Annotated in this window: 21 protein-coding genes; 9 read left to right on the top strand and 12 right to left on the bottom strand. The window is 64.2% G+C overall.

Going from position 1 to position 21,490, the window contains the following annotated elements; genetic code table 11:
• Positions 1-21 precede the first annotated feature (21 nt).
• Positions 22-1,446: an acetyl-CoA acetyltransferase gene (locus GFY24_RS02760; RefSeq protein WP_153803307.1), complete on the bottom strand. Its 1,425-nt coding sequence runs from the start codon at positions 1,444-1,446 to the stop codon at positions 22-24.
• Positions 1,447-1,808: 362 nt separating this feature from the next.
• Here GFY24_RS02760 and GFY24_RS02755 point away from each other — a divergent pair, with 362 nt between their 5' ends.
• From GFY24_RS02755 to GFY24_RS02745, 3 genes are read left to right on the top strand one after another with little or no spacing between them, the layout of a single operon-like run.
• On the top strand, positions 1,809-2,642 hold the full coding sequence (locus GFY24_RS02755; RefSeq protein ID WP_309230363.1) for a hypothetical protein: 834 nt from the start codon (positions 1,809-1,811) through the stop codon (positions 2,640-2,642).
• Between the two features lie 45 nt (positions 2,643-2,687).
• Positions 2,688-4,616: a fumarate reductase/succinate dehydrogenase flavoprotein subunit gene (locus GFY24_RS02750; RefSeq protein WP_153803306.1), complete on the top strand. Its 1,929-nt coding sequence runs from the start codon at positions 2,688-2,690 to the stop codon at positions 4,614-4,616.
• Positions 4,617-4,618: 2 nt separating this feature from the next.
• Positions 4,619-5,365, top strand: a complete 747-nt coding sequence (locus tag GFY24_RS02745) for a succinate dehydrogenase/fumarate reductase iron-sulfur subunit (RefSeq protein WP_153803305.1) — start codon at positions 4,619-4,621, stop codon at positions 5,363-5,365.
• A gap of 85 nt (positions 5,366-5,450) precedes the next feature.
• On the opposite strand, the gene GFY24_RS40955 is transcribed toward GFY24_RS02745, so the two are convergent.
• From GFY24_RS40955 to GFY24_RS02735, 3 genes are all read right to left on the bottom strand, one after another.
• Entirely contained in the window at positions 5,451-5,588 is a 138-nt protein-coding gene (locus GFY24_RS40955) for a hypothetical protein (RefSeq protein ID WP_194852713.1), read from the bottom strand.
• A 181-nt stretch (positions 5,589-5,769) separates the two neighbouring features.
• Complete coding sequence (locus GFY24_RS02740) at positions 5,770-5,973, bottom strand: DUF397 domain-containing protein (protein ID WP_153803304.1); 204 nt, start codon at positions 5,971-5,973, stop codon at positions 5,770-5,772.
• Positions 5,974-6,044: 71 nt separating this feature from the next.
• Complete coding sequence (locus GFY24_RS02735; RefSeq protein ID WP_309230361.1) at positions 6,045-6,932, bottom strand: helix-turn-helix transcriptional regulator; 888 nt, start codon at positions 6,930-6,932, stop codon at positions 6,045-6,047.
• Positions 6,933-7,329: 397 nt separating this feature from the next.
• On the opposite strand from GFY24_RS02735, the gene GFY24_RS02730 reads away from it, so the two are divergent.
• The 4 genes from GFY24_RS02730 to GFY24_RS02715 all read left to right on the top strand — a co-directional run bounded on the left by GFY24_RS02730 (position 7,330) and on the right by GFY24_RS02715 (position 9,858).
• Complete coding sequence (locus GFY24_RS02730; RefSeq protein ID WP_153803302.1) at positions 7,330-7,533, top strand: hypothetical protein; 204 nt, start codon at positions 7,330-7,332, stop codon at positions 7,531-7,533.
• 433 nt (positions 7,534-7,966) lie between these two features.
• Positions 7,967-8,365 carry an N-acetyltransferase gene (locus tag GFY24_RS02725; RefSeq protein ID WP_194852712.1) on the top strand — a complete coding sequence of 133 codons (399 nt, stop codon included), beginning with the start codon at positions 7,967-7,969 and terminating at the stop codon, positions 8,363-8,365.
• Between the two features lie 96 nt (positions 8,366-8,461).
• A complete protein-coding gene (locus GFY24_RS02720; protein WP_153803300.1) occupies positions 8,462-9,004 on the top strand; it encodes a GNAT family N-acetyltransferase in 543 nt (180 codons plus the stop codon).
• Positions 9,005-9,033: 29 nt separating this feature from the next.
• Positions 9,034-9,858, top strand: coding sequence for a hypothetical protein (locus GFY24_RS02715; protein WP_153803299.1), 825 nt, complete (start codon positions 9,034-9,036; stop codon positions 9,856-9,858).
• 11 nt (positions 9,859-9,869) lie between these two features.
• Here the strand turns inward: GFY24_RS02715 and GFY24_RS02710 are convergent, their stop codons facing one another.
• From GFY24_RS02710 to GFY24_RS02675, 8 genes are all read right to left on the bottom strand, one after another.
• Complete coding sequence (locus tag GFY24_RS02710) at positions 9,870-10,865, bottom strand: SCO2521 family protein (RefSeq protein ID WP_153803298.1); 996 nt, start codon at positions 10,863-10,865, stop codon at positions 9,870-9,872.
• A gap of 2 nt (positions 10,866-10,867) precedes the next feature.
• Positions 10,868-11,863, bottom strand: a complete 996-nt coding sequence (locus GFY24_RS02705; RefSeq protein ID WP_153803297.1) for an SCO2522 family protein — start codon at positions 11,861-11,863, stop codon at positions 10,868-10,870.
• Positions 11,863-12,819 carry an SCO2523 family variant P-loop protein gene (locus GFY24_RS02700; protein WP_153803296.1) on the bottom strand — a complete coding sequence of 319 codons (957 nt, stop codon included), beginning with the start codon at positions 12,817-12,819 and terminating at the stop codon, positions 11,863-11,865. Before GFY24_RS02700 ends, GFY24_RS02705 begins: the two co-directional genes overlap by 1 nt.
• Positions 12,816-14,660, bottom strand: a complete 1,845-nt coding sequence (locus GFY24_RS02695; protein ID WP_153803295.1) for an SCO2524 family protein — start codon at positions 14,658-14,660, stop codon at positions 12,816-12,818. The genes GFY24_RS02700 and GFY24_RS02695 overlap by 4 nt, the downstream gene beginning before the upstream one ends.
• Positions 14,661-14,741: 81 nt before the next feature.
• Positions 14,742-15,809 carry an SCO2521 family protein gene (locus GFY24_RS02690; RefSeq protein WP_153803294.1) on the bottom strand — a complete coding sequence of 356 codons (1,068 nt, stop codon included), beginning with the start codon at positions 15,807-15,809 and terminating at the stop codon, positions 14,742-14,744.
• Position 15,810: 1 nt separating this feature from the next.
• Entirely contained in the window at positions 15,811-16,836 is a 1,026-nt protein-coding gene (locus GFY24_RS02685; protein ID WP_309230360.1) for an SCO2522 family protein, read from the bottom strand.
• A complete protein-coding gene (locus GFY24_RS02680; protein WP_309230359.1) occupies positions 16,833-17,759 on the bottom strand; it encodes an SCO2523 family variant P-loop protein in 927 nt (308 codons plus the stop codon). Before GFY24_RS02680 ends, GFY24_RS02685 begins: the two co-directional genes overlap by 4 nt.
• A 1-nt stretch (position 17,760) precedes the next feature.
• Entirely contained in the window at positions 17,761-19,635 is a 1,875-nt protein-coding gene (locus GFY24_RS02675; RefSeq protein ID WP_153803291.1) for an SCO2524 family protein, read from the bottom strand.
• A 163-nt stretch (positions 19,636-19,798) separates the two neighbouring features.
• Here GFY24_RS02675 and GFY24_RS02670 point away from each other — a divergent pair, with 163 nt between their 5' ends.
• Positions 19,799-20,665, top strand: coding sequence for a carbohydrate ABC transporter permease (locus GFY24_RS02670; RefSeq protein ID WP_153803290.1), 867 nt, complete (start codon positions 19,799-19,801; stop codon positions 20,663-20,665).
• Positions 20,655-21,488, top strand: a complete 834-nt coding sequence (locus GFY24_RS02665; RefSeq protein ID WP_153803289.1) for a carbohydrate ABC transporter permease — start codon at positions 20,655-20,657, stop codon at positions 21,486-21,488. The genes GFY24_RS02670 and GFY24_RS02665 overlap by 11 nt, the downstream gene beginning before the upstream one ends.
• The last annotated feature ends 2 nt before the right edge of the window (positions 21,489-21,490 follow it).

Below are 21,490 nucleotides of genomic sequence, written 5' to 3'. Positions count from 1 at the left end.
GCAACGATCGGCGCGTTGCGCTCACGACCCGGAGCGATGCCTGCCGAAACGTCGTGGCGGGCGGGCACCGTGGAATCGCGCGCCGCGCGGAGTCGGAGCCATCTGCTCGGTGTAGGCCGATTCGAAGACGGCGGCGAGGGCCTCCGACGGGCCGGTGGGAATGGCCGCCAAGCCGTAACCGCCTTCGCGGCGGGCCAATTCGTGCAGCAGCGTGGTGACCATGCGCAGGCCGGCGGCGCCGCCCGGATCACCGAGGGCAATGGCCGCGCCGTGCACATTCAGGCGTTCGGCGGGATCGAACTCCCAGCCCTCACGCTCCCAGAGCCGGGTCAGCGCGAGCACCTCCACGGCGCTGGACTCGTCGATCTCCAGCAGATCCACCTCGTCCAATTCGAAACCGCTGCGCGCCAAGGATTTCGCGATGGCCTGACCGGCGGCGGGCACGGCACTCTCCAATTCGCCGGTGGCCGAGGCCCAGCCGACGAGATAACCCATGGGTTCCAGGCCCAGATCCACCAGCCGGTCCTCGGCCACCACCAGGCAGCCCGACGCCGCGAGGGTGCGGGTGCTGCTGTTGCCGACGGTGGTCACACCGCCGGGCAGGAACGGTTCCAGTACCGCGAAGGCGCGCGGCGAGACATCGTCGCGCAGGCCCTCATCGCGGTCGACCAGTTGCACCACACCGGAATTGGCGTCCTCGGGTACCGCGTTCACCACCACCGGCGCGGTCTCCGCGCCGAAGATGCCCTGTCGCCGTGCCCGCGCCGCCCGGCGATGACTGGCCGCGGCGAATTCATCGGCGTCCCGCCGGGAAATGCCGTAGTGCTGGGCGAGCAGCTCGGCGTACTTGGATTCGCCTGCGCCACGCATGGATTCGGCCGCCGCCCAGACCGCCAGTTGCTCGCCGGTATCCGCGCCGAGCTGTTGACCATTCGCGAACGGGCCGGAATTGCGTAGTCCGGCAAGGGTTATGCCGCCGAACGCGGGTCCCCCGCCGACCGGCGCACCGCCGCGCGGGCCGTCGGGCAATGGTCCCGCGCCGAGCGGTCCCCGCCCGCGCTGCCCGGGTCCGTGCGGACCCGATTCTCCGGATTGCGCAGGGGCACCGGGGAATTCGGCTCCCACCGCCAGCACCACATCGGCCGCACCGGTCTGCACCATCATGGCGGCGGTGATCAGGGCGCGCAGGCCACCGCCGGGACCGCCGCCGATGGGGAATTCACCGATGGACGGGGGTAGGCCCGAGAGCGGGATGGCGGCGCGCACCGCGCGGTGGTCGGAGACCGCGGTGACGAGTTGTTCGATGCGATACGGGTCTATCCCCGACCGGCCCACCACCGCGCTCAGCACTGTCGAGACCAGTCGCTGCGGCGTTACCGCCGCCAGCGCCCCGCCCGGCAGACCGACGGGTGTGCGCATCGGCATCACGATCGCGGCTCTCCTCATCAACCGGCTCCCTTCGAGCTCTGCACCGGCCCCCCTGGTGGGGTGTCTAGCTCAGGGCAAGGTCCCACAGTCGTGTTGCTGCTGTGTGACGGTCCGCGAACGGAAAATGGAGGGCCGCGCGCCACTTGTTCGCGGGGGTGTCCGAATCCTGGTGCGATCGAGGCCGCTTCGCGAGTTAGCCGTTTGTTCACCAATCAAACGACCGGCCGTGAAATAACGTGATTGTGGCGCAAATCACGCGATCACGAATTCGCGGTACCGAGCTCGAGTGATAGCTGCCCTGTCGTAGGGTGCTCACCATCACATTCGATGCCGGAGGTAACGATGACGTTCCACGGGGTAGAGCAGCGAGGCATCCAGCAGTGAGCGCCGCACCAGTCAAGGGTCCTGAATCGAACACGACCGGGGTATTCAGCAAGGGTCGCGCGGCCATCTCCGCGCGCACCCTACGGACCGACAGCTGGTGGGTTCCACCGCTGGTCACCGTGCTGGGCCTGGGCACCTTCGTCATCTATGCCACCGTGAGATCCTTTGCGCGCGGGGCGTATTGGGTGAACGACTACCATTATCTGACGCCGTTCTACTCGCCGTGCCTGAGCGCGTCGTGTGTCGAGGGGTCTTCGCATCTCGGCACACCGATCGGCGAGCTGCCCATGTGGATTCCGCTGGGCTTCCTGGTGTTGCCGTTCCTGTTGCTGTTCCGGCTCACCTGCTACTACTACCGCAAGGCCTACTACCGCGCGGTGTGGTTCTCCCCGCCGGCCTGTGCGGTTGCCGAACCGCACGCCAAGTACACCGGCGAGACCCAGCTGCCGCTGATCATCCAGAACGCGCACCGCTACTTCTTCTTCGTGGCGGCCGTCATCGCGGTGATCAACACCTATGACGCGGCAATCTCGTTCCACGCCAAGGACGGTGGCTTCGGCATCGGCCTGGGCACCATCATCATCACGGCGAACGCGCTGCTGCTGTGGGCGTACACGCTGTCCTGCCACTCCTGCCGGCATATCGCGGGCGGACGGCTCAAGCACTTCTCCGCGCATCCGGTGCGCTACTGGTTCTGGACCAAGGTGTCCGCGTTGAACACCCGGCACATGCTGCTGGCCTGGACCACGCTCGGCACGCTGATGCTCACCGACTTCTACATCATGTTGGTCTCGCACGGCACCATCAGCGACCTGCGCCTCATCGGCTGATCCAGCCGACCCCAATCCCCAAGTCTGTCAGGAGTATTCGGTTCCATGCCTGAAGTCGAACGGCACAAGTACGACGTCGTGGTGATCGGTGCGGGCGGCGCCGGACTGCGCGCGGTCATCGAAGCCCGCGAACACGGCCTGTCGGTGGCGGTGGTGTGTAAATCGCTGTTCGGCAAGGCGCACACCGTCATGGCCGAGGGCGGCTGCGCGGCCGCCATGGGCAATGCCAATGAGAAGGACAATTGGCAGACCCACTTCAAGGACACCATGCGCGGTGGCAAGTTCCTCAACAACTGGCGGATGGCGGAACTGCACGCGCAGGAGGCTCCCGACCGGGTGTGGGAGCTGGAAACCTATGGGGCGCTGTTCGATCGGACCAAGGACGGCCGGATCAGCCAGCGCAACTTCGGCGGTCACACCTATCCGCGGCTCGCGCACGTCGGTGACCGCACCGGGCTCGAACTCATCCGCACCATGCAGCAGAAGATCGTCTCGCTGCAGCAGGAGGACTTCGCGGCCACCGGTGACTACGAGGCGCGCATCAAGGTATTCGCCGAATGCACCATCACCGAGCTGCTCAAGGATGGCGACAAGATCTCCGGGGCCTTCGGCTACTGGCGCGAATCGGGGCGGTTCATCCTCTTCGAGACGCCCGCCGTGGTGCTGGCGACCGGCGGAATCGGCAAGTCCTACAAGGTGACCTCGAACTCCTGGGAGTACACCGGCGACGGGCACGCGCTGGCCCTGCGCGCGGGCGCGACGCTGACGAATATGGAGTTCCTGCAATTCCATCCGACCGGAATGGTCTGGCCGCCCAGCGTGAAGGGCATCCTGGTCACCGAGGGCGTGCGTGGTGACGGCGGCATCCTCACCAATACCGACGGCAAACGCTTCATGTTCGACTACATCCCGCCGGTGTTCAAGGGCCAGTATGCCGAATCCGAGGAGGAGGCCGACCTGTGGCTCAAGGACAACGACGCGGCCCGTCGCACCCCTGACCTACTCCCCCGCGACGAGGTGGCCCGCGCCATCAACGAAGAGGTCAAGGCGGGCCGCGGTACCCCGCACGGCGGTGTGTACCTGGATATTTCGTCTCGGTTGCCCGCCGACCAGATCGTGAAACGGCTGCCGTCCATGCATCACCAGTTCAAGGAACTGGCGGATGTGGACATCACCAAGGAGCCCATGGAGGTCGGTCCGACCTGCCACTACGTCATGGGCGGCATCGAGGTCGACCCGGACACCGGTGCGGCGACCGTGCCCGGATTGTTCGCCGCGGGTGAGTGTTCCGCGGGATTGCACGGCTCGAATCGACTGGGCGGCAACTCGCTCTCGGACCTGCTGGTGTTCGGCCGGCGCGCGGGACTGGGCGCGGCCAACTATGTGGAGCAGCTGCCCGGTCGGCCCAAGATCTCCGATCTCGATATCGCCGCGGCCGCGAAAACCGCTGTGGCGCCGTTCGATCCGCCGACCGACGGCACCGGCGAGAACCCGTACAGCATGCATATGGATCTGCAGCAGACCATGAACGATCTGGTCGGCATCATCCGCAAGGAAGGTGAGCTGAAGCAGGCCATCGAGAAGCTGTCGGAACTTCGGGACCGCTACGACGGCGTCCTCGTCGAGGGGCATCGACAATTCAATCCCGGCTGGCATCTGGCCCTGGATCTGCGGAACATGCTGCTCATCAGCGAATGTGTCGCGCAGGCGGCATTGCAGCGCACCGAGAGTCGCGGCGGCCACACCCGCGATGATCACCCCGGCATGGATCCGGTGTGGCGGCACAAGCTGCTGGTCTGCCGGATCGATCCGGACGATATCGGCTTCTCGGTGCCGTCGGTGACCGTCACGCCCGAGGAACAGCCGCCCATGCGAACCGACCTGATGCGGCTGTTCGACGTACACGAACTCGAAAAGTATTACAGCACTCCCGAACTCGCGCCCGTGCGGGACGGCGCCGGAGAGGCGGAATAGTCATGGGTTACGACGCGAAATTCAAGGTCTGGCGCGGTGACACCGAAGGCGGTGAACTACAGGACTTCACCGTCGAGGTGAACGAGGGCGAGGTGGTACTCGATGTCATCCACCGCCTGCAGGCCACCCAGACCCCGGATCTGGCCGTGCGCTGGAACTGTAAGGCGGGCAAGTGCGGATCGTGTTCGGCGGAGGTGAACGGGCGGCCACGACTGCTGTGCATGACCCGCATGTCCACGTTCACGCCGGAGGACGTCATTACCGTGACGCCGTTGCGCACCTTCCCGGTGATCCGGGATCTGGTCACCGATGTGTCGTTCAATTATCAGAAGGCGCGGGAGATTCCGTCCTTCACACCGCCGGTGGATCTGAAACCGGGCGACTACCGCATGCAGCAGCGGGATGTGGAGCGGTCGCAGGAATTCCGCAAGTGCATCGAATGCTTTCTGTGCCAGAACACCTGTCACGTTGTTCGTGATCATGAGGAGAACAAGGAGTCCTTCGCGGGGCCGCGGTATCTCATGCGGATCGCGGAGCTCGAAATGCATCCGCTCGATGTGGCGGATAGGCGCGAACTCGCACAGGACGAGGCGGGGCTCGGACTCTGCAATATCACCAAATGCTGCACCGAGGTATGCCCGGAGCACATCAAGATCACCGACAATGCGCTGATCCCGCTCAAGGAGCGGGTGGCCGATCAGAAGTACGATCCGCTGGTCTGGTTGGGTAACAAGCTCTTCCGCCGCTGAACCTCGCCGCCACGGCATGTCCTTTGGCCGGGATCCACAGTTGCAGTGTGGATCCCGGCCAAAAGCATGCCGGGACGACGGAGGGTTACAGCATGGCGACGACCGCCAGCGCGACCGCGCCGACCAGCAGTCCCACGGCCACCGCCGACACCAATGCTCCGGTGAGTACGTATATGCCCATCGCCGATACCGCGAAGAGCATCCCTACGATCAACCGTTCCATCCAGTCGTCGGGACCCAATTTGCGGTACCGGGGTCGCGAATTCTTCAGCCCTCGGTCCACGAAATATCGGATACCCACGCTCGCCCCTGGCAAACATGTTTTCGATACACAACGGCCGCCGTTTCGTGATCTTCCGCATGAGCGGTCGATGAACAGTAGGTTCACCGACCGCGGCGGGTAATCAATCGCGCACGATCAATTCGGTGAACGAATCCCATTCCCGTACACCGAACACCAGAGCGGGCCCCGCCGGATTCTTACTGTCCCGCACACCCACCCGCCCATTGTTCAGGAACGCCACCTCGACGCATTCCTTACCCGCGCCACTGCGGGTGCTCTTGAACCAGCGAGCCCCGGCCAGTTCGGCCAGTTCCTGCACACTCATACTCCGTCCTTTCTTCGCCTGAGCGGAGCCCTGCGTGGTTACGCTCCGCTGCCGCCTCCGGGCCTGACCGCTCAGGCGGCATACTCCTTCGCCACCTGCCGCAGCAGGTTTCTGCTGTCCTGGACCTCCAGCGCGCAGCGTTCCAGGCACTCCTGCGCCCGGCGATAGCGCTGGACGTCGCCCTGTCTTTCGAGATACAGATCGCCGGTGAACCCCTCCACATAGACCACCGGGGGCTCCACCGGCTGCCCTTTGCCATCGGTCCCGAACTCGAGAATCACGAACGGCCCGGTCGAAAGTCCCAGGGGGACACCGGCTTCAAAGGGCAGGATGCGCAACACGACATTGGGCCTGGTACTCAACTCCGCCAAGTGCCGCACCTGCGCCGCCATCACCCTTGCACCTCCCACCGACCGGTGCAATACCGATTCGTGCAACACCATGGCGACCGTGGCCGGATGCATGCGGCGGGTGATCAGCGCCTGCCGCTGCAGGCGCAGCTGGACGCGCCGATTCACTTCCGCCGCAGTGTCTTCCGGGTATCCCAGGGTGTTCAGGGCCCTTGCGTAGTCGGCGATCTGCAACAGCCCGGGCACCAATTCCGATTGGTAGCAGGACAACTGCTGTGCGGATGCCTCCAGACCGACATAGATGTCGAAGTTCTCCGGAATGAGATCGCCGTAGGAGTGCCACCAGCTCTTCACCGCGGCCTGCTGCGCCAAACCCTTCAGCCCGTCCGCGATTTCGGCCGGAATGCCGTAGATACGGCACAGCTCGTGGATATCGATGGTGCGGATGCGGTCGGCATTGCCCTTCTCCAACCGCTGTAGCGTGCTCGCCCCCCACTCCATGAGTTTGGCGGCCTCGGCGATGGTCAATCCCGCCTGTATCCGCCAGTCCCGCAAATAGCGGCCGAGCTGGCGGCGGGGCAGGGTCGATGACGCAGGGCTCTCTGACACGGCGCGCTCCGTTCTCGTCGCGGGCACGAGCGGGCGGTGGCATGACAATGCCGGGCCCCGGCGACGATCCCGGACCGGGTGATGCCGTGGAAAAGTCTTGCGGTACACCGGCTCCCGCCCGGACGCACATCTCATCGGCTGGGGCTTCGTCCACTATGGAGAATCCTCCTCCCCCAAGTGGATTCACTGCTGGGAATTCGCGCAACTTTGCGTTCTCATCGTCGAAAAACGCCCGCCGAGGGTCCGCTCGTGGTGTGCTGGATGTGTGCCCGGGGCGGTGTTGCCAGTCCCCTTTCGTTTCCTGAATGCTCCGGGCACTTCAGGAATTCCATGCGGAACGAGGAGTCATGGCCGAAGTCGTCACCCCCTGCCACCGATCTCCCCCGGAGGTCGGACCATGCAACTGACCGCCCTCAATATGCCCGTCGCCGGATTGCTGGTGTGTCGCAGGGATCCCGGCATCATGAGCGTCGAACAGTCCCATGCCGCAATGCAATTACACCTCGATTGCACCGTGCAGACCTGTAAGGTCCGGCGCCGCGCCCGCGCGACGCTGGTGGAAGAGGGCCGATGCGTGCTCGACGAGCGCGCCCTGCCATGACAACCGACGCCAACCGGTACGAGCGCACGGTCTTTCGCGCACTGTGGTGGATGCTCGATCTCCGCCGCGCCCTCAACCGGCGTCACAACCGGAGCGCCCCCAGCCCTTCCGGCGCCCAGTCCCCAGGCCAAGTCCCCGGCCGTAAAGACAGCTGCCGCACCGCCTTTCGATAGCCGCCGCACCCCCCTCCAGGTGCGTCGGCAAACCCCCGCCGCGTTGCGTCAGCGCGGTTCGGCCCGCCCGCTCCACAGACGGCAGGCGGGCCGAACCGCATCCCATCTTTCCCGACTGGGCCTACCCTGGAATCCATAGCGCCGCGGCACTTCTCACCGAATCAAGCATGCCGCGCCGGTGGTTAGGGGACACCTTGTCGGCCTTGGAACACTCTCGACCACCTCTGCCTCGAGCCGCACGCCTGGACGATCTGGATGCCGTGCAAGATCTCGAGAAATCCGTATTCGCACACCTCGCCTACCCCTATTTCGTACTGCGCCAACTGTTCGACCTACACGGGCCGCAATGGCTGGTCACCGAACACGACGGACAGCTAGGCGGATATCTGCTCACCGCGCTGAGTTGCGACGGCACCGCATGGCTTCTGGGACTCGCGGTCGCCGAAGACTGCCGGGGACTCGGATACGGGCGAACACTGCTGGAGACCACGCTCGAGCACTGCCGAGCGGAGGGCGCGGATGAAGTCCGTGTGACTGTCCGGTCAGGAAATCTCGCGGCCCAACACCTGTACAAAAAGGTCGGATTCATCTGGACCAAGCACGAGACCAAGTACCTCGGGCCGAATGAGCCCCGAGATATCCTGGTATGCAGGCTTTAGTGAGTACACTGCGTCCTATTTGTTGCGGAGACACCGTCCAGGTGCGCATCTAGGCTTGAACTTCAGAGGGCTTGTGTACGAACGCAAGGGGAGCAGATGACCACCATAGTGGAGGCAGCCCTGTCGTCGCCGGTGTATCGGGTGCCGGAGCGGGACGATCTGCCCGATATCCAGAATATCGACGCGGCTGCCTTCCGTGACCGCTACCCATACTTCGTCCTGCGCCAACTTCTGGAAGCGCACAGTTCCCGCTGTGTCGTCGCCGTCGAGCCCGGAAACGATGGGGACGGGGATGGCACGGTAGTGGGCTACGCGCTGACTATCGGAGAAGGGGCGCGAGCTTGGTTGATCAGCCTTGCGGTCTCCCGTGATCGGCGCGGCCGCGGCTACGGGCGTGGTCTGCTACAACACACCGTGCAGGTGTGCCTGGAAGCGGGCGTCGACGAACTCCTGCTGACGGTCGACCCGAAAAACACGCCGGCCAAGACGCTTTTCGAGGAATTCGGGTTCGTGGTCCACGATCGGGATGAGCGGTACTTCGGCGATGACGAGCCTCGTGATGTGCTGCTCTACAAGCTGCACCGCGTACCCGATCCGTTACCGGCTGTTGTTTCCGAAAACGGTTACCCTGGAACCTGATTGGCGGTTCGCAGTAGGGGAGTAGCCGAATGCCGGGGGATGACGCGCGGTCGGAACTGTTGGTTTCGGTGATCGAGAGTATCGATGACCGCGCAGTGCGACATACCGAGAAACTCGTCCCGACCGCCCTGTCCGGCTCCGCTGTCCTAGATGATCTGCACTGGCATGCCGAAATTCTGATCGACCGGTCCGACCTGATCCGATTGCGCGGGAACAGCAATCGACTGATGTTCGGCACGGTGTACCAGCGAGCACTGGATACCGCACCTGGCCGCGAAGCTTGGCGGGCGCCGCTGCTGGCTGGGCTGCTGGCCGCCGAGATCGAATTCCGTGGACCATTGCGGCTGAGTCAGACCCAGAACACCCAACTTGCCGCCGAATACGAGACCCTGGCCCGCGAACTGACGCGCGCGAGGCTGCCCGCCCATGCGGTGCTGGCCTGGCGCCGCGCCGTCGCACTGCACCGGCTGACCGAGGAGGTCGACGAGGAGGATCGGTGTGGGCTGGCATTGGCCAGAGCCCGGCGTCGCGCCACCGCACCGGGCTGGCGTCGAGCCCCCGGCATGGCGTCGGATCTGTTGTGCGGCTACGGATATCGTCCCTTCTGGCTACTCGGCTGGGTAGCCATTCAAATCATGGCGATTATCGGGCTGGGCCTGCTCTGGAAGGGCACGAAGCCGTGGACCGACGTCGTATATCTGAGCGTTGTCGGTTTCCTCAACCCGCTTGATCCATCGAACACCAACGATATGGAGCCCCCGGCGCAGGTGCTGTTCGCAGTGGAGGCGTGGCTCGGTGTGGTGTCGATGTCGGTGTTCTTCGCATTGCTCGTGCGCCGGTGGTTCCGGCTGTAGCGATTCGACGATTACCGGACAAGCCCGCCACGGTAGGTCGCCACGACGATGCGGTCGCGCAACTGCCGGAGGCGGGTATCCCACTGTTTGGAGAAACTCGCTTTCGACTGCAACTCGCGCCAGGGTGATCGCATGGCGTCCGGGGTATGCGCTCCCGGCATCCACAGATGGCCCAGATGCTCGAGCATTGCCGCCAGCACATCCAGCTGTCTCTCATCACCGCTCCGAACTCCCGCCGCCGCAAGCACTTTCGCGTCGATGACGGTGAGCAGCCAGTCGTGCACCGCGAGGTCCTGACAGAACCGCACCGCATCCGGGATCTCCTCGGCCACCCGCACCGTGATATTCGCGGTCCGGGTCGCCTCGTCATCGAGGCGGAACGACACCGCGGGTCCCGCGGTGCCGCCGATTTTGACGGTCCAGCGCAGCCGAGTAGTGGGTGCCAGCAGCGGTGGATCCTGGTCCAACAGTGGCGATTTGAGCAGCTCGTCCAATTGTCGGGCACAGATCGAGGAGAGGTCGAGCGTCTTGGGGCCGGAGGCGGTGAGGTAGCCGGCGATCAACTCCTCGTCGGCGATCGACCGGTCGGGGAGCGTATCGATCGCCTCTGTCGTGCCGAACCGATCGACATAGTGCGACCAGGGCTGTCGTTTCCGCCGTGGCGTGCTCATCACGGTGGTGTGCGAGGACATCTGCGACAACCGGCCACCGACCAAGATGGCCGTCGATGACACGGTCCCCACCACTCGGGTCTCGGCGGTCGATCCCCAGGACAGATAACAGTCGACCCCGACCGCTCTCGGCGGCGAAAAGGCAAGGGGGGCAGGGCGTTCGCGGCGGCGTACCGTCGCCCCCGGTACCAGCGCCAGCAACTCCTCGGTAGCCTGGCCGTCCAGTGTCGTGGAGTGTGGGAGCAGGCAGGTACGGATCTCGCCGAGCACCACGATCGGCACCGGTGTGGTGCGACGAGACGATGAGTTGGACGTGGCCGGTGCGGTTCTCGTCATGGTCAGGTCCCGTCGAGTAGCAGATGCCCGACGCGTTCGACAACCTTGGAAGGCACCGTAACCTGCTCCGCGCGCCCCTGCGCGGCAACATAACTGGCCACGTCGTCATCGATGGCGAGATGGTCGAGGATGAGGCGCACCGCGTGCTCGATCGGCAGATACCGCTTGGGCAGCATGGACAGTGTCCGATACGCCGTGAACGGGGCGGCGTCCTGATTGAGCCGCACCACCGGCGGCAGATCCTTCCAACCACCCGGCCATTCCCGAGTCGCCGACCACTGCTGCGGTTCCACCACCGCCGCACCGTGATAGCGGAGCATGCCCAACCGCAGCAGTTGCCATACCGCCGCGAGGAACGGACACGACCAGCGCCGGAACTCGTCCCGGTCGTGCCACAGCTCCACATCCAGAAAGATCGAATGTTCGCGGCGGCCGTATTCCTGTGCGGGACGGTAGGTTTCGCGATGCATGGACGATCGGGAGATGCCGGTCCGTTCTCGTCGCCCATTGCACAGCCAGCCCGATTCGGTAGTCGGCGGGCGTCGCCCGGTGGCCGTCTCCTCGTCCTCGGGTTGGGCGACCAGGCGGGCGGCCACCATTTGGGCGACCGGAATCGGCGCTCCCACAGCGACTCCGGCGGCGAATACCGGGGCCTCGTGGCAGCCCGACTCCCTGGCCAGATAATCGATGGGCAATCCGGCATCCGCGGCGACATCGAGCAGGCGGTCGAGTACCTTGGCCGGTTCGATGGCGGTCTGGAAATAGTCGTCCATCAGATAGCAGGTGCTGACCCTGGCGTCCGGACCGAACTCGACGCGAGCCGATTCGGTGAATGCCCGCACCAGCGGAACGGCGCGCCGGAACTCGGCCCGAATCCGATCGGTCTCATAGCGAATCTCGTCGAGCGAGAAGTGACCGATCTCGATCGACAGATGGGCCATGGGTAGCGGCGCGATGGCAGATTCCTCTGATGACTCACGATAGGTTGGCTGCGGCATTACTCGATATCCCACGTCGACTTGTCGGTCAGCCGCCGCGCCAAGCGCATGTACGCATCCGCCGTCGCCTCATTGGCGATTCGAGCATTCACATCGACGTCCAGGATCACCTGTTCACGCCACTGCAGCATCGGCTCGATCGGCGTCTGACCCAACACCATGGCCGCACCGAGACCATTCGCCATCGCGAGTTCCTGCAATGCGATGGCCTGCTCGTCCAGCCAGGTGTTCTGTTCCGGGCGATCCGCGTCGCGGGTCCGATCGGGAGTGTTGCGGGTCCGGTCCGTGGCTGCCACCGCGGTGCGCACACAGCGGGTCGAGGCGAGCAGCGCCTCGCGATTGTGTCCCCACTCTTCCCCATGATCGAGCAGCCCGTTGTCGCCGTACACCAGGCCGCCGGCCGCTAGCACATGCTGGCGAGTCCAACGGTGATAGACCAGCCACCGATGCACCCGGCTCCGCAACTCGGCCGCGGCGGTAATCCGCAGCGCGAGATTCAAGGCAACCGAACGGCCGGCGCTGAGATCGACTATCACCACACTGAATTCGTTCAGCAGCTTCGAGAACAAGGCGGTGCCCTGCTTCACCATCGAGTCATCGCATACGGTGAACTCCGAGCCACCCAGGTCCCCCGGATAGAGCACCAACTTCCCCGCGCCGGACTGAACACGGCGCAGCTGCTTCCTGTCGCTGGTGTGGGCGATATTCAGCCGCGCCGCCTCACCGACGTCTTCGAGCAGATACGAGTGCATGCCGGTACCCGGGGTGACACCACGTTCGGCCCGACCGATCTCGAACAGCGCACCGGCCGTGGGAGAACCGAAATCGAAGTCGACGTACGCCACGTCGTCACCGCGCAGGCTCAGCCGGTAGGCGATATTGCAGCTCGTGACCGATCGACCCGTACCGCCCTTGTCGGAGGTCGCGAAGACCAATGTGGGTTCGCGGGTTCTCATCGGGTGGCGTCCTCCCGGGCATAGGCCAGGGAGTTGAGCCGCAGCAATGCGTCGGCGGCCAGGCTCTCCGCGGTGTGCGGACGTTTGGACGAAATGTCTCGCGCCCGGTCCAGGGCCTGTTCGATCGCCTCCAGCTCCTTGCGCCGGGGCGAATAGGCAGCGTCACTGATCTGCAGAAACTCCTGATTCAGCAGATGATCGGCCTCGCTGATCTTGCCCATCGCGGCGTTCTCCATCGTCGAGGTGGCCAGCGGGGGCCGCGAGAAGGTGCTGTGCGCGACCACCAGGCACTCCATCATGCGTTCGGTCAGGAACCATGACGGCGCGGGATCACTCTCGGAGTCGGTGGGAGCAAGGTTGTCCCACAGACCGGAGGAGCGGCCGTGGCTGATGGCCCGATCCTGCATATGCTCCATGGCCGTGGCCGCGAGGTCGAACAGCTGCTCGCGGGTATCGACATCGCGAGCCAGGCGGGCCGCCTCCAGGCTGCGCTTGAGCAGCAGCGTGGTGAAGTCGGCGACGTGGTAGCCCAGCAGCGGCCCCGCGTTCACGGCTTGAGATCCCTTGAGCGTCAAGGTGATTCCGGGGTAGTGCAGGATGGCGGCCGGATCGTCGGGGACTTCCCGGTTGAGGATCCGCGCTCGCTGGGCCAGCTGTTTGAGAACCTCGACGGTGCGTGCCAGATCGGTGGTGGACTCCCGTTCCAGCAGATCCAGAATCAGGAAGGAGGTCACCGCCAAGCTGTAGTAGTCGGACTGTTTGCCGTCGGAGGTTCGCCATGGCAGGTCCTCCAGCGGCCAGCGGCCGGTGCCGAACCGCGAGATCGTGGACCAGTAGCGCTGGGTCAGTTCGGCTCGCCTCTTCAACGACTCCGCGAGCGCCAGTTGCTCACCCTCGAGCAGGTCCGGCTCTTGAGTTCGTTGCGAATAAAGATCTTTCACGCCATCGAGAGCGACAAGGGTGAAGTAGAGATACGGCTCGGTGACCGCATACCCGGGCTGCCGGGCGATGCGGATCGGGGACCCGTCGACCTCGGCGGCCCTGCCGTCGATACCCCAGCTCCATCCACATTCGAAGAGCAGGTTGTCATCCCGCAGGTCAGTGTCGGGAGTCTGGCCGGTCCGAATATCGTTGCGCGCCTGCACTCGGATCCGTTCGAGCGTGGCGGAGAAGTTGGCGACGACATCCTTGGGAGCGGCATTCGTCTGATTGACCAGCGCCAGAATCTCCTGTCCGGCAGGAGAACTGGAGTGCGGGGTGTGAATGACGAAGCTCCGGATCAGACCTGTCATGGCCGAGGTCAGACGAGCCTGCACCCGCGGCGTCACGGCATTGATCCGCTTGTCCAGCCGCTCGGCCTCGAGCCGCACCTCGCCACTGAGGTAGCGCTGTAGTCCGCGCACGAAGCGCAGCACCGAGATACACAAGCTCAACGACATCGAATAGGAATCGACCACATCGAGTACGCGCTGCTCGGAGGTGGGCTCACCTTGCCCGACATCACGAAAGTAGCTGCCGCCGGCGAAGATCGGCTCACCCTCGGAATCGGTGTAGCGATCAAAGAACTCCTCGATCGCCTGCACCAGCAGTCGGCCGATCTGAAGATCCTCACCGAGAACCGACATAACCCACGCAACATCCTCAGCGGTAGCGATTCGCTCCGGATCCAGGGCGAAGCTCGACAACTCGGTCGCCGGATAGAGCAGGCACATCAGTTGCTCGGCATCACACACCGAATTGCTACCGTCGCGGCCACCCCAGACCCATTTGCCGTCCCGATACGAGGTATCCAGATGCGCCCGCCATAGATCCAGAAGTTGTTGCCGCGGTCGAATTCTCATTGCCGCCCCTCCCCGAGCCGACCCGTTACGGCTCCTCGCCGAACCCGCCCTCCCCAGTGTGACCGTTATGTCCGCATCTTGTCATCGGTTGCGCCAGAATATGTTTCGCATGACCCCAGCAATCCCCGAGCGTTCGCGCACCAGTCGATCGTGCGGACCGGGCGTGAGTTGTCCAACACCCGTGGGCGATTCGGCGCACGCAAGGGTCAGAGCAGCGCCGGAGAGCCGGTCACGAAGCTGCCCGAGCTTCACTGCCCATTGACGGGAGAACCCCGGCTCGTCGTCCAGCCACCGCCAAAATTCGCGCAGGGACGGTGGCGTATGAGCTCCTGGCATCCATAGGTGTGCAAGGTGTTCCAGCGGAGGCGCCAGCCGCGTGATTACATCACGGGGGTGTTCTTCCTGCTCCACCCCGGCAAGCACGTCCTCGAGAGTGGTGAGCAGCCAGTCGTGCGCGGCCAGGTCCTCGCAGAAACGTTGCACAGCCAGCAAATTCGCAGCGTGCGGGATGGTGATCAAGACCATCCGAGTGGACTCATCTTGCAACCGGAAGGCCAGCGAGCCTTCTCGCGATACGGCCCTGGCATCGGCTGATTCGACGCGAGCCGCCCAGCGCAGCCGGGTGGGCTTGGTCCGAAACGGCGAGCGATTGCCCAGCCCTGCATCGGTGCGCAGCCTGGTGAACAGCAGATCACTGATCGAGCCCAGATCGAGCGTGTCATCTCTGGAGTTGTGCAGGAACCCATCGATGAGTTCCGTTGCGGCCGTTCCGTCCTCACCGACGCGGTTGATCAGTTCCATCGTGCCGACCTGACTGAGATAGTGCTGCCAGACCATCCTGCGGGGCTTCGACGCCCGAACCACCTGCACGCTGGACGAACTCTGCACGATCCGGCCGCCCAATATCACCCCGTGAGAAGCTGCCGTTCCGATAGCCCTGGCGTTCTTGTGCGACGGAGTCGCCAACTGACAGTCGACTCCGACCGCTGTATCCGAGGAAATCGCCCGAGCCGACGGCCTTTGCCACATCCGGACCGGCTGCCCCGGTACAAGTTTGAGCAACTCCGTCATCTGTTCCGTGGACAGCGCGGAGAGGGTGGGGAGCAGGCCGGTACGAACCTCACCCAGCAGTACCAATGGCTCGGTCACATCACGTCGTTCCGACCGCACTGACGAAGACATGGCTCAGGCGATGCGTAGCCGCCCGCGGCACTGAGATCGGAAATTCTTCCACCCGACCACGATCGAGCACCTGCTGGTAGACGGCTTCATCGATTTGCAGATGATCGAGAATCAGCCGAACAGCGTGTTCGATACTCAGATAGGTGTGGGGGAGGATCGAAACCGCCCGATAGGCGGCGAACGGCTCGGCCTCGGAATTGAGCTTCACCACCGCGGGCATCTTCTTCCAATCGTTCGGCCAGGTGCCGGTCCACTCCGCCGGCTGCGCCACCACCGCACCTCTGTCACGAATCATCCCCAGCCGCAGCAATTGCCAGATCGACGTAAGGAAAGGACACGACCACTGGGTCCTTTCCACCTGCCCGCCGTCCCCTCTCTCGGTCCACCGCCGCCACAACTGCACGTCCAGGAAGATCGAGTGGTTTCGCGCGCCGAACTCCTCCGGTGGGCAGTACTGCGCGACCCGCATTGCCTGTGCCACAGCGAATTCCGAGGATCGTGTGCCGTTGCTCAACCAGCCCGACTCCATAGTCGACGGGCGACGTCCGGTCGCATTCTGTTCGGGTTCCGGGACAACCCGGGCGGCCATCATGCTCGCCAACTCGATCGGCCGCGCAGTGGGCTCACCGTTGACGAACACGGGGACCTGGGCGCAGCCCGCCTCGCGAGCCAGATAGTCGATACGCACACCGCATTCGGCTGCCGCGGTGAGCAATTCGTCGAGGATGACAGTTGGATCGGTGTCGTGCCGGAAATAGTCGTCGATCAGAAAGCAGGTGCTGACCCGCGCGGCAGGCCCGAACTCGGCTTGTGCAGCAGCGGTATACGCCGCGATCTGCGGTACGACCTGCCGCAGCTGGACCTTGATCCGGTCGTCGTTGCTGCCGAAATCCTCCATAAAGAAGTGCCCGGCTTCAATGGACAGGTGTGACAGTTCCTGCCCCTCCAGCCGAATGTCCGCACTGGCCTCGCTGTAATCGGATACCGAGTTCACCACTCCCTCAGGCTTTCCCAAACAGCCTCACTCCGGAGCAGAGCGGCGAGCTCACGGAAGGCGGACACCGTCTCTGGATTGGCGATCTGCGCTGCAACATCATCGTCGAGTATCACCTGCTCGCGCCACTGGAGGACAGGCTCGACCGGCGTTGCGCCAAGCATTACGGTATCGCCTAGCTGGTATCGGTTGGCCGCAGCCTTGGTCAGCGTGTTGTCCTGTATCTGCAACCATGCGGCCTGCGCGGGCCGCAGACCTTCGGTTTGATTCAACGCCGGCACCGCGGTGCGGACATAACGCACAGCGTCCTGCAGTTCCCCACGGTGATGGCCGCATTCCTGTCCGGCATCGAGCAGACCGTGCGGACCGTGCACGAGACCGTGGGCTGCAACAATGTGCTGGCGACTCCAGCGGTGGAACACCAGCCAGCGGACCGCGGCCGACGCCAATTGCGGCCTGGCGGTCGCCTGCAGGGCCAGGGTGAGTGCGGCGGACCTGCCCGCACTCAAATCCACCATGGTGACATCGAATTCGTCCTCACAGCCCGCCAGCAGTTCGGTACAGCGCCGCGTGACGGTCTCATCGGTTCCGGAGAATTCAGCGCCGCCGGCATCACCGGGGAACAGCACCAGTCGCCCGGACGGATGCCTCGAATGCTGCAATTCGGGACGATCGGTCTCCGAGCGCACACTGAGACGCGCCGCCGAGCCGGCCTCACCCAGCAAATACGAATGCATCCCGACGTCGCCGCCGATGCCGCAGTCGACTCGGCTGATCTCGAAAATGGCTCCGGCCGTGGGTGATCCGAAATCGAAGTCGAGGTAAGCGACCTTCAGCCCCTCCATGCTCAGCTGGTACGCCATATTGCAGCTGGTCACCGATCGGCCGGTACCGCCCTTGTCGGACGCGGAGAACACAAGCACGTCACAGGCTCCTGGTCGCATCGATGCGGGCATAGGCGAGTTCGTCCAGTTCCAGCATCGCCTGCTGAGCGAGACTCGCTGCGGTGCCCGGCGTTTTGTCGATCAGCCGCCGAGCGCGATCGAGTCGGCTGCGAACGAGCGTGAGAGCGGTGCGATTGGCGGAACTGTCGACCTCGCTGAGATCGAGCAGCTGCTGATTGAGCAGATGCTCGGCTTCGGTGAGCAATTCCAGCGCGCGCACCACCAGACCGGGTGAGCGCAATGGCGGATCTCCGTACATGCGGGCCGCGGCGACGAGACATTCGACCATGCGCTCGGTGAAATACCATGAGGGCTCGGTGATTTGGTCGCCGCCGAAGATTCGACTCGGGTCATCCCACAAACCGGTGGCACCGTCACGGAACGCCCGTTGATTGAGATGATCCATGCTCAACGCCGCCAACTCCAGTAGCGCGTCCCGCGTCTCCATGGTGGCGGATAGCCTCGCAGCCTGCAGCGTTCGCTTCAAAAGTGTAGGGGCATAGTCAGATACGGTCCATGACAGCGGCGGACCGTTGTCGACACCAACGCTACCGATCAGGCGCAGTCGAACTCCAGGACTGTGCATCGCACGTGCTGGATCTTCTTCCATGACCCGGCTCACGATTCGGCCACGGCGCGCCAGTTCATGAAAAATCGGTGCGGCCCTGTCCAAGTCGTCATTACTGGCGTCTCGATTGAGAAGATCCTGCATCAGTACAGCGCACACCGAGAGACTGAAGTATTCCGACTCCTCACCAACGGAAGTACGCCAGGGAATATCCTCCAGCGGCCAGCGACCGGAACCGAAGCGGGCGATGGTCGACCAGTACCGCTGTGCCAAATCCCAGCGCAGCTGCAACGCTTCCGCCAAGCGGCGCTGCTGACCGTCCAGCAGGTCCAATTCACGGGTACCCGCAGAGATCAGGTTGTTGATGCTGTCCAACGCGGCCACGGTGAAATGCAGATACGGCCGGGCGATCGCATACCCGGTCTCCTCCGCAATCGGCATGTCTACGAAGTCGATCGGTGCGGCGCCACCGACCAGGCTCCAACTCCACCCGCATTCGAACAGCAGATCCTCGTCGTACAGATCGACGCCGGGCGTCTGGATGAGTGTGACGTCATTGCGCAATCGGATACGTACTCGTTCGAGCCGTTCGGATACGGCTTCCACGACAGATTCTTGCGACGCGTCGGTTTGGTTGAGCATGTACAGCATCGCCTGTCCTTCGGCCGATTCCGGCGTCACGGTATTGACCACGAAGCTGCGCACCAGACCGACCATCGCCGCGGTGAGCCGGGTATCGACGCGGCTGTCGAGCATCTCCACCCGGCGGGAGACTTCCCGGATATCCCGGCGTACCTCGGATGCGAGCGCGGTGCGGAATCCGATCAAGAACTTTCGGGCGGCAAGACACAACGTGAGTGACATCGAATAGGAGTCCACGACATCAAGCCGGAGTTGCTCTGGAGTGGGCGGCCCGCCGTCCTGGGTGACGAAATAGCTGCCGGCGGAGAAGACCGGAAGGTCCGCGACTACGCCGTCCGCATCCTTGCTCACCTCGGTGTACCGCGTGATGTAGTCCTCGAGCAATCCGACGACGGCGGTACCGATCCGCACATCCTTACCCATTGGTGCGAGTACCGCCCTGATGTCCGGGGCGATCTGATTCGGCAGGTGCAGTTCGAACCCACGGAGCTCGGTGGCCGGATACAGCAGGCACAACAGCTGTTCGGCATCGCTGATGGAGTTGGAGCCGTTGCGGCCGCCCCATGTCCACTCGCCCTGGTGATAGCAGGCGGCCAAGAGTGACCGCCACACACCCAGAATCTGCTGTCGTGGCTGAATTCTCATCGACGCCGTCCCCTGCCTGCCGTGGCTTGCCTCGCCGGTCGCAAAACCATCATGCGTCAGGACCGTGGGGTCGGGGCGGCGTCGGCCGAAAACGCAGGGCTGGTCGGACGATTCGGGCGGGGGTCGCACAGGGTGTGTGGGTTGGGCGGTAGCGTCGGCGGTCATGGACCGGAGGGTTCGGCGGGTTGCCACCAGTTATGTGCTGTTGTTGCCGAGCCTTGTCGGGGTCGGCTGTTTTCTGCTGGTTCCGATTGGGGTGGTGCTTTGGTTGAGTTTGCATAGTTGGAATCTGTTGGGGCCGGTGGAGTTCGCGGGGCCGGCGAATTGGCGGGCTGTGTTGGGGGACCGGCAGTTCGGGCATTCTTTGGGTGTCACGGTGGTGTTGACGGTGATGGTGGTGCCGGTGCAGACGGCGCTGGGGTTCGGGGTGGCTGCGCTGTTGGCGGGGCGGGGGCGCGGGGGGAGTGTGCTGCGGGTGGTTTATGCGCTGCCTTGGATGTGTGCGCCGGTGGCGGTGGGGGTGGTGTGGCAGTGGGTTTTCGCGCCTACCGGTGGGGCGTTGAATGCGGTGCTGGGGCGGCGGGTCGAGTGGTTGAGTTCGCCTGGGCTGGCGTTGCCCTGCGTTGCGGCGGTGCTCATTTGGATGAATGTGGGGTATGTGGCGCTGTTCTTCGTGGCCGGGATACGCGCGATACCCGCGGAGATTCTCGATGCGGGTGCGCTGGACGGGGCTACCGGGTGGCGGCGCATCCGATGGGTCATTCTGCCTTTGCTGCGGCCGACCATGTTCTTCGTGCTCGCCACGGGGGTGTTGACGGCGTTTCAGACCTTTGACGCGGTGTACGCGCTCACGCGTGGGGGACCGGACCATCGCACGGATGTGGTTGCCATGCGGCTGTATTCGGAGGCGTTCGATGCGGCGCGACCGGGGCGGGCCGCGGTTATGGCGGTGGTGATGTTCGCGGTGATGTTCGTGATCACCTTCGCGCAGCATCGGTACTTCCGGGATCGGACCAGTTATGAGTACTGAACTGCGCGGGAGCGCAGTGCGTTCCGGGGTGGCGTACCTGGTGCTGATCGCAGGAGCATTGTTCACGGTCGCACCGCTGGTGCTGAGTGCCTGGACTGCTGTCAAGACGTCGGGGCAGTTCGCGAACGAATCCGCCTTGGCGGCACCGCATCCGATGACACTGGACAACTTCCGGGCCGTGTTGGATCAGGGGCTCGGGCGGGCGGTCGCCGTTACCACGCTGATGACGGTGTGCATCACCGGTGGACAATTGCTCGTCTCGATACTCGCCGCGTATGCGTTCGCGTGCACCAGCTTTCCCGGTCGGGAGGCACTGTTCTGGGTGTATCTCGGGACCATGATGGTGCCGAGTGCCGTCACCCTCATCCCGCTGTACCTCATGTTCGCGAAGCTCGGGTGGCTGAATACCTTCTGGGCGTTGGTATTGCCCTTCCTGTTCGGCTCGCCGTACGCCATATTCCTGCTGCGCCAATACTTTCGGGCCATACCGGGGGAGCTTCTCGACGCGGCGCGCATGGATGGGGCCAATACCCTCGACATACTCGTCGATGTGGTGGTGCCGATGAGCAAGCCGATTCTGGCCACGCTCACCGTCATTACCGTGGTGTCGCAGTGGAACAGCTTCATGTGGCCGTTGGTCGCGGCCAGCGGTGCGAAGTGGCAGGTGCTGACCGTGGCCACCGCGAATATGCAGACCCAGTACAACTCGCAGTGGCCGCTCATCATGGCCGCCACCACCCTCGCCATCGCGCCGCTGGTGGTGTTGTTCGTGGTGTTCCAGCGGCAGGTGTTGCGGTCCATCGCTTGGACGGGGCTCAAATGAGG

Source organism: Nocardia sp. SYP-A9097 (assembly GCF_009649815.1).
Classification (GTDB): domain Bacteria; phylum Actinomycetota; class Actinomycetes; order Mycobacteriales; family Mycobacteriaceae; genus Nocardia.
Note: the sequence above shows the minus strand (reverse complement) of the source record. Positions and strands in the feature narration are given on the sequence as shown.